General features: G+C 50.2%; 17 protein-coding genes. 1 reads left to right on the top strand and 16 read right to left on the bottom strand.

The genetic code is table 11. The features are described 5' to 3' along the window. Positions 1-195: 195 nt before the first annotated feature. The 16 genes from EDD53_RS13985 to EDD53_RS13910 form a co-directional block, all read right to left on the bottom strand. Positions 196-957: an ion transporter gene (locus EDD53_RS13985; protein WP_123794176.1), complete on the bottom strand. Its 762-nt coding sequence runs from the start codon at positions 955-957 to the stop codon at positions 196-198. Positions 958-1,268: 311 nt separating this feature from the next. Beyond that, entirely contained in the window at positions 1,269-1,682 is a 414-nt protein-coding gene (gene rplP, locus EDD53_RS13980) for a 50S ribosomal protein L16 (RefSeq protein ID WP_123794175.1), read from the bottom strand. A gap of 13 nt (positions 1,683-1,695) precedes the next feature. After that, positions 1,696-2,403: a 30S ribosomal protein S3 gene (gene rpsC / locus EDD53_RS13975; RefSeq protein WP_123794174.1), complete on the bottom strand. Its 708-nt coding sequence runs from the start codon at positions 2,401-2,403 to the stop codon at positions 1,696-1,698. Further along, positions 2,403-2,783 carry a 50S ribosomal protein L22 gene (gene rplV / locus EDD53_RS13970; protein WP_123794173.1) on the bottom strand — a complete coding sequence of 127 codons (381 nt, stop codon included), beginning with the start codon at positions 2,781-2,783 and terminating at the stop codon, positions 2,403-2,405. Before rplV ends, rpsC begins: the two co-directional genes overlap by 1 nt. A 3-nt stretch (positions 2,784-2,786) precedes the next feature. Next, positions 2,787-3,065: a 30S ribosomal protein S19 gene (gene rpsS / locus EDD53_RS13965; protein WP_009574008.1), complete on the bottom strand. Its 279-nt coding sequence runs from the start codon at positions 3,063-3,065 to the stop codon at positions 2,787-2,789. A gap of 3 nt (positions 3,066-3,068) precedes the next feature. Beyond that, positions 3,069-3,908: a 50S ribosomal protein L2 gene (rplB, locus tag EDD53_RS13960; RefSeq protein WP_123794172.1), complete on the bottom strand. Its 840-nt coding sequence runs from the start codon at positions 3,906-3,908 to the stop codon at positions 3,069-3,071. A gap of 159 nt (positions 3,909-4,067) precedes the next feature. Continuing rightward, positions 4,068-4,979 (bottom strand): AbaSI family restriction endonuclease, encoded by a 912-nt coding sequence (locus tag EDD53_RS13955; protein WP_123794171.1) that lies wholly within the window; start codon positions 4,977-4,979, stop codon positions 4,068-4,070. A gap of 182 nt (positions 4,980-5,161) precedes the next feature. Next, the gene (locus EDD53_RS13950; protein WP_123794170.1) at positions 5,162-5,458 is read right to left on the bottom strand and encodes a 50S ribosomal protein L23; all 297 of its coding nucleotides are present in this window, start codon (positions 5,456-5,458) and stop codon (positions 5,162-5,164) included. After that, complete coding sequence (gene rplD, locus EDD53_RS13945; protein WP_123794169.1) at positions 5,455-6,075, bottom strand: 50S ribosomal protein L4; 621 nt, start codon at positions 6,073-6,075, stop codon at positions 5,455-5,457. The genes EDD53_RS13950 and rplD overlap by 4 nt, the downstream gene beginning before the upstream one ends. Next, the gene (gene rplC / locus EDD53_RS13940; protein ID WP_123794168.1) at positions 6,072-6,797 is read right to left on the bottom strand and encodes a 50S ribosomal protein L3; all 726 of its coding nucleotides are present in this window, start codon (positions 6,795-6,797) and stop codon (positions 6,072-6,074) included. The genes rplD and rplC overlap by 4 nt, the downstream gene beginning before the upstream one ends. Positions 6,798-6,811: 14 nt before the next feature. Further along, positions 6,812-7,120, bottom strand: a complete 309-nt coding sequence (gene rpsJ, locus EDD53_RS13935; protein WP_085848206.1) for a 30S ribosomal protein S10 — start codon at positions 7,118-7,120, stop codon at positions 6,812-6,814. A 231-nt stretch (positions 7,121-7,351) separates the two neighbouring features. Beyond that, on the bottom strand, positions 7,352-8,530 hold the full coding sequence (gene tuf / locus EDD53_RS13930; protein ID WP_123794167.1) for an elongation factor Tu: 1,179 nt from the start codon (positions 8,528-8,530) through the stop codon (positions 7,352-7,354). Positions 8,531-8,587: 57 nt separating this feature from the next. Then, entirely contained in the window at positions 8,588-10,708 is a 2,121-nt protein-coding gene (gene fusA, locus EDD53_RS13925) for an elongation factor G (protein WP_123794166.1), read from the bottom strand. A 24-nt stretch (positions 10,709-10,732) separates the two neighbouring features. After that, positions 10,733-11,203: a 30S ribosomal protein S7 gene (gene rpsG, locus EDD53_RS13920; RefSeq protein WP_123794165.1), complete on the bottom strand. Its 471-nt coding sequence runs from the start codon at positions 11,201-11,203 to the stop codon at positions 10,733-10,735. Between the two features lie 12 nt (positions 11,204-11,215). Further along, complete coding sequence (rpsL, locus tag EDD53_RS13915; protein ID WP_085848203.1) at positions 11,216-11,587, bottom strand: 30S ribosomal protein S12; 372 nt, start codon at positions 11,585-11,587, stop codon at positions 11,216-11,218. Between the two features lie 281 nt (positions 11,588-11,868). Then, positions 11,869-12,765: a DMT family transporter gene (locus EDD53_RS13910; protein ID WP_123794164.1), complete on the bottom strand. Its 897-nt coding sequence runs from the start codon at positions 12,763-12,765 to the stop codon at positions 11,869-11,871. A gap of 185 nt (positions 12,766-12,950) precedes the next feature. Here EDD53_RS13910 and EDD53_RS13905 point away from each other — a divergent pair, with 185 nt between their 5' ends. Then, positions 12,951-13,949 (top strand): glycosyltransferase family 2 protein, encoded by a 999-nt coding sequence (locus tag EDD53_RS13905; RefSeq protein WP_123794163.1) that lies wholly within the window; start codon positions 12,951-12,953, stop codon positions 13,947-13,949. The last annotated feature ends 67 nt before the right edge of the window (positions 13,950-14,016 follow it).

Below are 14,016 nucleotides of genomic sequence, written 5' to 3'. Positions count from 1 at the left end.
TATGAAGTCCTGCCTCAAGTCAGCGAATTTGCTAGACAAGGGCCCATTCGTGCTACCTAGAACTACACTTCTCCAGCTAGGACTAAAGTACACAAAGCGAAGCCAACTTCATAGATCGATATACAACCCACTTATCGACGGACTGAAATTCATCAACGATGTCTAAAACGAGCTGTTTAATTTTCACCCTATGCCCTACCGCTCCAAAGCGCGCTCAATCCGATCAAGGCGTGCTGTGATGTCTTCGCGATAGGCATCGGTTTCGGCCAGCTCCTCTGCTGCGTGGGCGTCTTGCATGGAGTTGACGATCAGACCGACGACCAAGTTCATTACCGCGAAAGCTGTCACCAAGATGAACGGAATAAAGAACAACCACGAATTCGGGTGGACCTCCATGACCGGACGCACGATGCCCATGGACCAGCTTTCCAGCGTCATGATCTGGAACAACGAGTAAAGCGATCCACCCAAGGTGCCGAACCAATCAGGGAAGGTGTCGCCATAAAGTTTCGTCGCCATTACGGCACCGATGTAAAAGATAATTGCGGTGAGGAAAAACACCGATGCCATGCCAGGTAAGGCTTTGATAAAGGCTTCGACCACGCGGCGCAGGGATGGCACGACGGAAATAACGCGTAGCAACCGAAAAATGCGCAAGGCGCGCAGCACGGCGATACCTTGGCCAAAGGGCAAAAGCGAAATACCGACGATCACCACATCAAACAGGCCCCAACCCGATTTGAAAAAGGCCAAGCGGCGCGCATAGATTTTGGCTGCGATTTCGATCACAAAAATGGTGAGACAGGCAATGTCCAAAGCTTTGATCAGCCCACCTGCCCGCGCCATCACCGCGTCAGATGTTTCCAGTCCCAAAATGACGGCGTTGAATAAGATCACGCCCATGATGATATTTTGGGTGACCTTACGATCTAGGATTTCGGCAATCTGTTGGCGCATGGGGGTGGCTCCTGTGGCGTTGTCGTCACGATATGGCGTCAGATACCATGGGGATCAAGCCTTGGTTGCGCTTATGGGCGGCAAAACCCGCTCAATGGTCTGTTTCGCCACCTAACCGATGCTCATCGCTCGCCACGTCGCTTTGAGGCATGCAAAACGGCCAAGTATAAAACCGCAAAACGTTAAAACACGGGCGGAATCTTGCGGATTCGCGTGGTGCGGCCTGTAACAGCAAAACCCCCGCTGATTGCTCAACGGGGGTCTTAATATTTCAGATGGAAGTCAAACCGACCGCGAGCGGCCGAACTGATTTACCAGTCTTCGCGCACCACTGTGCGGGTTTTGACAGGCAGTTTCATTGCTGCAAGGCGAAGTGCCTCACGTGCAACGTCTTCACCAACGCCGTCGATTTCGAACATAACGCGGCCAGGTTTGACCTTGCATGCCCAGTAATCAACAGAGCCTTTACCTTTACCCATACGAACTTCGGTCGGTTTGGATGTTACCGGTACATCTGGGAAGATGCGGATCCAAACGCGGCCTTGGCGTTTCATGTGGCGTGTCATTGCACGACGAGCAGCTTCGATCTGACGAGCAGTTACGCGCTCAGGCTCGAGAGCCTTAAGACCGTAAGTGCCGAAGTTCAGATCAGATCCGCCTTTGGCGAGACCTTTGATGCTGCCTTTGTGCATCTTGCGAAATTTTGTACGCTTTGGCTGAAGCATTTATCAGATCTCCTTAGCGACGGCCGCGGTCGCCACGGGGCGCCGGACCTTGTTGGGCTTCTTCGAGACGACGGTCACGAGCCTGTGGATCGTGTTCCATGATCTCGCCTTTGAAGATCCAAACTTTGATGCCGATGATGCCATAAGCAGTTTCAGCTTCGAAGTGTGAGTAATCAATGTCAGCACGCAAAGTGTGCAAAGGAACGCGGCCTTCGCGGTACCATTCAGTACGCGCGATTTCAGCGCCACCAAGACGACCAGCAACGTTCACACGGATACCAAGAGCACCCTGACGCATTGAGTTTTGAACCGCACGCTTCATAGCGCGACGGAAAGAAACACGACGCTCAAGTTGCTGCGCGATGCCTTCGGCAACGAGTGCAGCGTCTAGATCTGGCTTGCGAACTTCAACGATGTTGAGGTGCAATTCAGAGTCAGTCATCGCAGCGATCTTCTTGCGAAGCGTTTCGATGTCTGCGCCTTTTTTACCGATGATCACACCAGGACGTGCGGTGTGAACAGTCACACGACATTTCTTGTGTGGGCGTTCGATGATCACGCGAGAGATGCCAGCTTGCTTGCACTCTTCTTTAACGAATTCGCGAATTTTGATGTCTTCCAAAAGAAGATCGCCAAAATCTTTGGACTCAGCGTACCAGCGGCTATCCCATGTGCGGTTGATCTGCAGACGGAAACCGATCGGGTTTACTTTATGACCCATTAGCTTTGCTCCTCATTCTGGCGCACCAAGATGGTGATTTCAGCGAATGGCTTCAAGATCTTGCCGAAACGACCACGAGCACGTGGACGACCACGTTTCATAGTCAAGTTTTTACCAACCCAAGCTTCTGCGACAACAAGTTCGTCAACATCAAGGTTGTGGTTGTTTTCGGCGTTGGCAATCGCGGACTGAAGACATTTCTTCACGTCTGCTGCGATACGCTTGTTAGAAAACGTAAGGTCTGTAAGAGCCTTATCAACTTTCTTACCACGGATCATCTGAGCAACGAGGTTCAGTTTTTGCGGGGATGTACGAAGCATGCGCGTTTTCGCCATTGCTTCGTTGTCAGCCACGCGGCGGGGATTCTTATCCTTGCTCATGGCTTATTTCCGCTTCGCTTTTTTGTCAGCAGCGTGACCGTAGTAGGTGCGAGTTGGTGAGTACTCACCAAACTTTTGACCAATCATGTCTTCTGTGACGTTTACAGGAATGTGCTTACGGCCGTTGTACACACCAAAGGTGAGACCAACGAACTGAGGCAAAATAGTTGAGCGGCGTGACCAGATCTTGATGACCTCGTTACGACCAGACTCGCGAGCTTTCTCGGCTTTCTTGAGGACGTACGCGTCCACAAATGGGCCTTTCCAGACAGAACGTGCCATATTCTAGCGACCCTTCTTCCGAGCATGACGCGAACGAATAATGTATTTATCCGTCGCTTTGTTTTTACGCGTTTTCGCGCCTTTAGTTGGCTTACCCCAAGGTGTAACTGGGTGACGACCACCGCTGGTACGACCTTCACCACCACCGTGCGGGTGATCGATCGGGTTCATAACAACACCACGCACAGATGGGCGGATGCCCTTGTGACGGTTACGACCAGCTTTACCAAAGTTTTGGTTGGAGTTGTCAGGGTTGGATACTGCGCCAACAGTTGCGATGCATTCTTGGCGAACCATGCGCAACTCGCCAGAAGAAAGGCGGATCTGAGCGTAGCCACCGTCACGACCAACGAACTGAGCGTAAGTACCAGCAGCACGAGCGATTTGACCGCCTTTGCCTGGCTTCATCTCAACGTTGTGGACGATAGTACCGATTGGCAGACCAGAGAACGGCATAGCATTACCAGGCTTCACGTCAGCTTTTGCAGATGCGATGACTTTGTCACCAACTGCAAGACGCTGAGGAGCGATGATGTATGCTTGCTCTCCGTCTTCGTATTTGATTAGGGCGATGAACGCTGTGCGGTTCGGGTCATATTCGATCCGTTCTACAACTGCTGGTACATCAAATTTGTTACGCTTGAAATCGACGATGCGGTAAAGACGCTTAGCGCCCCCGCCGATGCGACGCATCGTGATCCGTCCGGTGTTGTTCCGGCCGCCCTTTTTTGTCAGACCCTGAGTAAGGGATTTGACTGGACGTCCTTTCCAAAGCTCCGAACGGTCGATCAGAACCAGCCCGCGCTGGCCAGGCGTCGTTGGTTTGTACGACTTTAGTGCCATAGTTTCTGTCTTCCGTTTGCTTTGTGACCTTATGCTCAGGTCGCCCTGAAAGGTCTGTGTGTAGGCCCCCGTAGGTGCCCAATGTCATATATCAAAAGGCCACAGAGCGAATCTGTAGCCATAAGATTTGTGGGGAGTACCAGAGGGGGGATTGGGTGTCTAGTGGGGAGTGGGGTTTTGTGGGGAAATACGATTGTGATCGCCCAATTCAATCCTGTCGCAGACCTTATTATAAATCGCCGCCCCTCTCTCTTTAGACTCACTAAGTGAGTACTCAAACACCCCAACAAATCTGTACAGTGTCCTGATTAGAGGTTCTTCCTTTCTCGCAAAAACCGCGCGGCGATGGTTTGGTCCGTATTTATCATAGTTGAGAATCTGAGCACCACGCTCGTCTTTGTTTTTCTCCACAATTTTGGAACCATCTGGAGAAAGTGAATTATCCCACTTGTCATTTTCATAAAGCCTGGGAAACCATGCCATAGCCAGACCGAACCGCTTTGGCGTTTTCCAGCTGCCACTTTGATGCCCCCTGAGCTTTATGCCGAACAGCTCAATGGCATCAGTGTGTTTGCGCAGCAATACGTCCTCGTTGGCATCGATATACCCGCGCTTGAGGTGCGGTGCTGCCGTAAATTCAGTTTCAAAATCCCAAGGCCGCCAGTCGTTGAGACCCTTTATCTCGTCAACTTTGCTATACAGGCACTTCAAAAATTCGTCCGTATCACTGGCAATTTCATCAAGCGACTTTAACCTACCACTGTCCATCACCGGAAGGAATATTATATCAATATCTGCCGCTTGAACTACATCACGGGAGCGCATTTCATCTAAGCGCTTTTGCTCCTCGCTGTCATGGTATCCTTCATTAATTTCTAGGGACAGCTTCACTTGGGGAAAATAAATATCCAATAAAGCATTATGCCCATTTGGTCGTCGAACCATTTGCTGACATACAAATTTGATATCGGTTGCAAAAATTTGTTGAACAATTCTTGAAATAACGAAGCTCTCATATTTCTTGTGTGCGATTTTTCTCAGAACGCGCAGGATATGTTCGTCTTTATTCATTTGGGACTTTCCGTAAAATATGGCGCTTCTATGCCGATAGCTCGTTTTTACCTGACAGCAATATACGCTTCAACATTCCTAGCAGAGCAACTCTTTCTAGGAGGAATACGAACTGACCGCAAAAAAGCCCCCCGATCGCTCGGAGGGCTTTTCAATTTCTAACCAGTCAAATCCGAAAGGATTTAGAGACCAGTGGACACGTCGATGGAGTTGCCTTCTTCGAGTGTCACGTAGGCTTTTTTAACGTCTTTGCGTTTGCCGAGCATCCCGCGGAAGCGTTTTGCTTTACCTTTTGTGATCGATGTGTTCACGGCTTTAACTTTCACACCAAAGAGCGTTTCAACGGCTTCTTTGATTTGTGGCTTGTTAGAGTCGATCGCAACTTCGAAAACAACCGCACCATTTTCGGAAGCCATAGTGGCTTTCTCAGTGATGATAGGCTTACGAATTACGTCGTAGAGTTCTGATTTAGTGGTCATTTGAGGCGAGCCTCCAGAGCTTCGACAGCTGATTTTGTGAGCACGAGAGTGTCACGTTTCAGGATGTCGTATACGTTTGCGCCCATTGTTGGCAGGATATCAACACCAGTCAAGTTTGCCGCAGCAGCTTTGAGGTTTGCGTCGATGTCAGCACCATCAATGATAAGAACGCGTTTCCAGCCCTGCTCTTTGACAGCTTTTGCAAGAACCGCAGTCTTCGCACCAGCCAATTTGGCGTCGTCGAGGATCACGAGGTTACCTGCTCCAGCTTTCGCGGAGAGCGCGTGCTTGAGGCCAAGTTTACGGAATTTCTTCGTAAGCTCGTGACCATGCGAACGCGGTGTAGGACCTTTGTAGATACCACCTTTGCGGAAGATCGGCGCCTTGCGGGACCCGTGACGTGCGCCACCAGTACCTTTTTGACGGTAGATCTTCTTCGTGGAGTAGCTAACTTCTGAGCGTGTCTTTACCTTGTGTGTACCAGCTTGCGCTTTGTTGCGCTGCCAGCGAACCACACGGTGAAGAATGTCAGCACGTGGCTCAAGACCGAAGAGAGCTTCGTCCAGATCCAATGTGCCAGCTTTTTCGCCGTCAAGTTTGATTACGTCAAGTTTCATGCTTCACCTCCTTCAGCAGGTGCTTCAGCCGGAGCCGCTGCAGCCGCAGATTTCAAGGCAGCTGGAAGTGGCGCATTCTCAGGGAATGGCTTTTTCACAGCGTCTTTGACAGTAACCCAGCCACCTTTGGAGCCAGGAACAGCGCCTTTAACCATGATCAAGCCACGGTCAGCGTCTGTACGGACAACCTGAAGGTTTTGCGTCGTGACACGAGCAGCGCCCATGTGACCAGCCATTTTCTTACCTTTGAAAACTTTACCTGGATCTTGACACTGACCAGTTGAACCATGCGAACGGTGAGAGATAGACACACCGTGTGTCGCACGCAGACCGCCAAAGTTGTGACGCTTCATCGCACCAGCAAAACCTTTACCGATAGATGTACCGGCAACGTCAACGTATTGGCCTTCGAAGTAATGCTCAGCTGAGATTTCTTCACCAACAGCGATGAGGTTCGCTTCGTCTACGCGGAATTCTGCGATTTTGCGTTTTGGCGCAACATTCGCAGCGGCGAAAACGCCACGCATAGCTTGTGATGTGCGTTTTGCTTTTGCATTGCCACAACCAAGTTGAACAGCTGTGTAGCCGTGCTTCTCAGAGGTGCGCTGCGCAACAACCTGCAAGTTTTCGAGTTGAAGAACAGTAACAGGAACCTGCTTGCCGTCTTCCATGAACAAGCGGGTCATGCCCACTTTTTTCGCGATAATACCAGAGCGCAACATATTCAATTGCCCCCTTATACTTTGATTTCGACGTCAACGCCGGCAGCAAGGTCGAGCTTCATCAGCGCGTCTACTGTTTGCGGTGTTGGGTCTACGATGTCGAGAAGACGCTTGTGCGTACGGATCTCGAACTGATCGCGGGATTTCTTGTCAACGTGTGGACCACGCAAAACAGTGAATTTTTCGATTTTGTTTGGCAGTGGGATCGGGCCACGTACTTGAGCGCCGGTGCGCTTAGCAGTGTTCACGATTTCCTGTGTAGATGCGTCAAGAACGCGGAAATCAAAGGCCTTCAACCGAATGCGGATGTTTTGGCTTTGCATTGCAATGCCTCCGTTTAGGCTTTGAAGTTGAGAGGTCGAAGCACCTTATTGCACTCCCACATCGAACCCAAATTGGACAAGACGAATCTCACCCGTAGACTTCGTGTAATACGAATTCACGCCCAATACAGCGGGAATCGAGTTGTGGCAATACCCTTGGTAAAAAAAGGGCCTTGCCCATGAAAAAGGGCGCCACGCGGGCGCCCTTTCCTAATCATATCGCTGAGTAAATTACTCTACGATTTTAGATACAACACCTGAACCAACTGTGCGGCCGCCTTCGCGGATCGCGAAGCGTAGGCTTTCTTCCATCGCGATTGGTGCGATAAGCTCAACGTTGAATTTCAAGTTGTCGCCTGGCATGACCATTTCTGTGCCCTCAGGAAGAACAACAGTGCCTGTCACGTCAGTTGTACGGAAGTAGAACTGTGGACGGTAGTTCGCGAAGAATGGTGTGTGACGACCACCCTCTTCTTTGGTCAAGATGTAGACCTCAGCTTCGAACTTGGTGTGTGGCTTAACGGAACCTGGCTTACAAAGGATCTGACCACGCTCAACACCTTCACGGTCAACACCGCGAAGAAGTGCGCCGATGTTGTCGCCTGCTTCACCGCGATCAAGCAGTTTGCGGAACATTTCAACACCAGTACATGTTGTTTTAGATGTGTCTTTGATACCAACGATTTCGATCTCGTCACCAACGTTGATCGCGCCGCGCTCAACACGACCGGTTACAACTGTACCACGGCCAGAGATTGAGAATACGTCCTCGATTGGCATCAAGAATGGCTCGTCGATCGCACGTGGTGGCTGTGGGATGTACGCATCAACAGCAGCCATCAACTCAGCAATTTTGTCTTTGCCGATGTTGTCGTCGCGGTCTTCCAAAGCTGCCAAAGCAGAACCAGCAATCACAGGAATGTCGTCGCCTGGGTAGTCGTAAGCAGACAACAATTCACGGATTTCCATTTCAACCAATTCGAGCAACTCTTCGTCGTCAACTTGGTCAACTTTGTTCATGAAAACAACCATGGCTGGGATACCAACCTGACGGCCGAGCAAGATGTGTTCACGAGTCTGTGGCATAGGGCCATCAGCCGCGTTCACAACCAAGATAGCGCCGTCCATTTGAGCCGCACCAGTGATCATGTTTTTCACGTAGTCAGCGTGACCTGGGCAGTCAACGTGTGCGTAGTGGCGGTTCTCTGTTTCGTACTCAACGTGCGCTGTAGAGATGGTGATACCGCGTGCTTTTTCTTCTGGCGCGCCGTCAATCTCGTCATACGCTTTAAACGTGTCTGAGAATTGCTTCGTGATCGCAGCTGTCAACGTCGTTTTACCGTGGTCAACGTGACCAATCGTGCCGATGTTACAGTGCGGTTTATTACGCTCGAACTTTTCCTTAGCCATGATGGCCTCCTAATAAATCTGAGGGGGATCGGACCGTGGCCCGATCCCCAATTGCGCTTAAGCGAATTTCGCTTGAATTTCTTCCGAGATGTTTGACGGAACAGCTTCGTAGTGGTCGAATTGCATCGAGAACTGCGCACGGCCCGAAGACATGGAGCGCAATGTGTTGATGTAACCGAACATGTTGGCAAGAGGAACAAACGCGTCGATTGCAATCGCATTGCCGCGTGTGTCTTGACCCTGAACCTGACCACGACGTGATGTCAGGTCACCAATGATGCCACCAGTGTATTCTTCTGGTGTAATCACTTCCACTTTCATGATTGGCTCGAGCATTTTCGCGCCAGCTTTCTTCATGCCTTCACGCATACACATACGTGCAGCGATTTCAAATGCCATGATAGAAGAGTCAACATCGTGGAACTTACCATCGAGCAACTGCACTTTGAAGTCGATCACAGGGAAGCCAGCCAAAGGACCGTTATCCATGACGGATTCGATACCTTTTTCAACACCTGGGATGTATTCTTTAGGAACAGCACCACCAACGATTTTGGATTCGAAGGAGTAACCTTCACCAGGCTCGGTTGGAGAGATAAGCATTTTCACCTCACCGTACTGACCAGAACCACCGGACTGTTTCTTGTGCGTGTAGCTGTGCTCAACTTCGTGTGAAATTGTCTCGCGGTAAGCCACTTGTGGGGCGCCGATGTTGGCTTCCACTTTAAACTCACGCTTGAGGCGATCCACAAGAATGTCGAGGTGAAGCTCGCCCATACCTTTCATGATCGTCTGACCAGATTCGAGGTCAGTTTCAACACGGAAGGAAGGATCCTCAGCTGCAAGACGCTGAAGGCCAAGACCCATTTTTTCTTGGTCAGCTTTGGTTTTTGGCTCAACAGCAATCTCGATCACAGGATCAGGGAAAGTCATTGTTTCAAGAACCACTGGATCGTTGACGGCACAAAGCGTGTCACCAGTTGTCGTGTCTTTCAAACCAGCAAGCGCGATGATGTCACCAGCGAACGCTTCGGTGATTTCGTCTTGCTTGTTGGAGTGCATCATAACCATACGGCCGATACGCTCTTTGCGACCCTTGGTAGAGTTCAAAAGCGTGTCGCCTTTGGCCAATTTACCAGAGTAGATACGCGTAAAGGTCAATGTACCCATGTATGGGTCATTCATGATTTTGAACGCAAGACCAGAGAAGGCCATTTCATCGTCAGCGCGACGTGGAATGTTACGAACCTCTTCCTCATCGCCAGGCTTAAAGCCCATGTAGTCAACAACGTCGAGCGGGCTCGGCAAGTAGTCAACAACAGCGTTGAGAAGTGGCTGAACGCCTTTGTTTTTGAACGCAGAACCGCCAAGAACAGGGACGAAGCTCATGGACAAACAACCCTTACGGATCAATGCGCGCAATTCTTTAACTTCAGGCTCTGTGCCTTCCATCAAGAATGCTTCCATCGCATCGTCGTCCATTTCAACAGCAGCTTCGACCAATTTGCCGCGCCACTCAGTCGCCATGTCCTGAAGTTCAGGGCGAATGTCAACTTGGATCCATGACGCACCAAGATCTTCACCCTGCCACAACCATTCTTTCATGGTTACGAGGTCAAGAAGACCTTCGAGCTCAGTCTCAGCACCGATTGGAATACCAACAGGAACAGCACGTGCGCCTGTACGGTCTTCGATCATGCGAACACAGTTGAAGAAGTCCGCACCGATTTTGTCCATTTTGTTGACAAAAACCATACGTGGAACTTTGTAGCGGTCCGCTTGACGCCAAACAGTTTCTGTTTGGGGCTCAACACCAGCGTTGGCGTCGAGAACACAAACAGCACCATCGAGAACAGCCAAGGAACGCTCAACTTCGATTGTGAAGTCAACGTGACCTGGTGTGTCGATGATGTTCATGCGGTGCTTAGGTGAATCCGGTGTTTGACCGTCTTCTGTGCGTTCCCAGAATGTGGTTGTCGCAGCAGAGGTGATGGTAATACCACGTTCTTGCTCTTGCTCCATCCAGTCCATAGTGGCCGCACCATCGTGCACCTCACCGATGTTGTGGGACTTACCTGTGTAGAACAAGATGCGCTCAGAACAGGTTGTTTTACCTGCATCGATGTGCGCCATAATACCGAAGTTACGGTACAGTTCGAGGGGATATTCGCGTGCCATTGGGCTGCCGTCCTTCGTTGTAAGTTACCAGCGGTAATGGCTGAACGCTTTGTTCGCGTCGGCCATTTTGTGCGTATCTTCACGTTTTTTCACAGCGGAACCACGGCCGTTAACTGCGTCAAGCAATTCACCAGCGAGGCGTTCTTCCATTGTGTTTTCGTTGCGTGAACGCGCCGCAGAGATCAACCAACGAATAGCAAGTGCTTCGCGGCGCTCGGTGCGTACTTCAACAGGCACCTGATAAGTTGCACCACCAACACGGCGTGAGCGAACTTCTACAGATGGCTTAATGTTTTCGAGTGCTTCGTGGAACACTTCGACTGGTGCTTTTTTGAGCTTGTCTTCAACGCGGTCAAACGCATTGTAAACGATTTTCTCAGCAGCAGATTTCTTTCCATCGATCATGAGGTTGTTCATGAACTTGGACAAAACGCGATCACCAAATTTGGCGTCGGGCAAAATTTCGCGCTTTTCAGCGGCGTGACGACGGGACATACCAGTCTCTCCTTACTTAGGACGCTTAGCGCCGTATTTCGAACGACGTTGTTTACGATCTTTAACGCCTTGCGTATCGAGAACACCGCGAAGGATGTGGTAACGTACACCAGGAAGATCTTTTACGCGGCCGCCACGGATCAGAACAACAGAGTGCTCTTGAAGGTTGTGGCTTTCACCTGGGATGTAAGAAATAACCTCGAAACCGTTTGTAAGGCGCACTTTGGCAACTTTACGCATAGCGGAGTTAGGTTTCTTTGGCGTCGTTGTGTAGACGCGCGTACATACACCACGTTTTTGTGGGCAGGACTCCAAGTGCATAGACTTCGAGCGCTTGACTTTCGGCTGGCGCGGCTTGCGGATCAGCTGTTGGATCGTTGGCATTGGGTATTTCCCCGTGTTTCAACACATTTCATCATGGCAAAGTGCCACAACATTTCAGATTGGCGTGTTATGCAAAGCGCATAACACAAAAACCCGCAATCGCTCCCATTCCGAGGTGAACGACGCGGTGAGTTCCCAGAGGATCAAAGCGTCTTAAAGTGCTCGGATCTTGGCCACTACGATGTAGAATTCGACGTAAAAGGGAAAACCCCATATGCCGGATGAAGCGCGGTATATGGAGAGTCGCCCCCGTTGTCAACAGGGCCAGAATGCCCAAGCCTTTAACGCAAATCGGTTTGTATTTGACGGGTCATACGGCGTTCGCCGATCAAGGTGTAAACACCCGTTACTGCAATAACCCCTGCCCCAAGAAATGTCCAAATATCAGGGGTCTCATTGAACACAAAAAAGCCGATCAAAAGCGCCCAGATTAAAGCGGTATACCGATAGGGTGCGACAAAAGATATGTCTCCCACCTTCATCACAATCACAGACAAAGCATAGGCCGCGATGATCGCGCAGGCGACGAGAACCAACAAAAATAGGTCACGCGGCGACCACACTCCCCAATCGCCGCCAATGCAAGATAGACCAAAGATAACAGTCGTGCATAGGATCGCAAAGAATGTCACGGTAGAGGCATTCACATCTGACGACATGGCTTTGACGCTAAGGTCGCGCACGGTCACGCTGGAAACACCGAGCAAAGCCCAAAGGACACCATTCGAAAAGCCCTCAGGACCAGGTTTTACGATAAGTAACACACCCACAAAACCTATAGCGATTGCAAGCAATCGCCGCCATCCAAGTGGCACACCAAAAGCGATGGCCGCACCAACTGAAATCAAAAGCGGCGTAGATTGCAAGGTCGCGCTCACATTGGCAAAAGGCATTTGGGACAGGGCCATGATAATGCCCAAGGACGCGCAAGTTTCCGCAACAGATCGGATGGCAACCCATTTTGCGTCCCGTCGTGACATCCTAAATGACACTGGTCCCGTGATGCGTGACAGCACGAAATACACTAAGATCAATGTCACACATCCACGTAGAAAAATAACTTGCAAAGGCGCATTATTCACAACCAAGGCTTTGAGGATCGCATCATTCAATGCAAAGGCAGCCATAGCGGCCATCATCAAGATCGCGCCGCGCATATTTTCATTCAAGTTGCCCATACGCCCTCCACTGAGGCTGTTATAGCTTTATATTTTGTGGCAGCGTATGCGAAAGTCCGTGTATGGGGTGTTTATTTTTTCCCATCCCTAAACGCGGTTTAAGCGCGCCGTTACTGTAGTGAGTGAACACAGGAAGACGTTCTTGACGCGTGCGGGGGCCACTTGAGCATTTGGGTGATGATACAATGCGATATACCGTAGCGACCAAAGTCAAAAACGAAGGCGCCTATTTGCTGGAATGGGTCGCTTGGCAAAAGATGTTAGGCTTTGATGATATTTTGGTCGTGCACAATGATTGCGATCCAATTTTCAAAGAGATGCTTTATGTGCTCGAAAATGCGGGTTGGATAACTGCGGCCGAACACTTTCCGGACGAAAACACGATGCCAGGCCCGTCGGCGCAGCGCTGCATTCAACAGCACCCGTTGGTTAAAAATGCTGATTGGTTTTTTCTGTGCGACGTTGATGAATACCTTGTCATTCACGCAGACGACCCAACAGTTCAGGCTTTTTTACAGGACCGTCATCTCAATTGTGCTGGCATTATTGTTCAGTGGAAAACTTTTGGCACAGGCAGCAATTATGTTTGGGAAGACGCGTTATTGCACCGCACCTTTGTTCGGGCAGCCAAGACCAAAAATTTTGCCAATGCGTTTTACAAAACCTTTTTGTACCAGCCGCGCCGCTTTAAGCATATCGGCGCCCATGAGCCGCGCGACTTTTTGCCCGAAGAACCATGGGGCGAACGCCCCAATGTTTTTGAGCGCGCTGATGGTCAAAAGATCAATTTCAACCCAAATGGATCGCCAAGAAAATATACCAAACCCCAGTATATTTCGCATGAAGGCGCTCAAGTTAATCATTACATCACCAAATGGTTTGAAAGCTTTTCAGCCAAAGCTGGCGCGCGCGGCCTGTACCGCAAATCAAACAAACCGCGATATTCAGCTGAATTTTTCGAGCGCTACAACCGCAACGAAACGCGTGAGACAAGTGCACGAAAATTGACAGATAGATTTCAGCCTATCTACGATGCTTTGATGACAGTTCCAGACTTAAAGGCGCTACACCATCTGAACTGCGCGCAATACGTAAAGATGTTGAATGAAAATACCGGTAGCGATCCGCGAGATGATTCACGCTACATTGAACATATGGCTACGGCGAAGAAACTGCGCACATAGCCGACTTTGCCAGCGGCCTTTGATAAACACCTTGTTGTCTGGCGCAAAAATAGCAAAGGGCCCCACA

Source organism: Pacificibacter maritimus (assembly GCF_003814915.1).
GTDB lineage: Bacteria > Pseudomonadota > Alphaproteobacteria > Rhodobacterales > Rhodobacteraceae > Celeribacter > Celeribacter maritimus.
The sequence above is the reverse complement of the archived record's forward strand: the minus strand, read 5'-3'. Positions and strand labels throughout refer to the sequence as shown.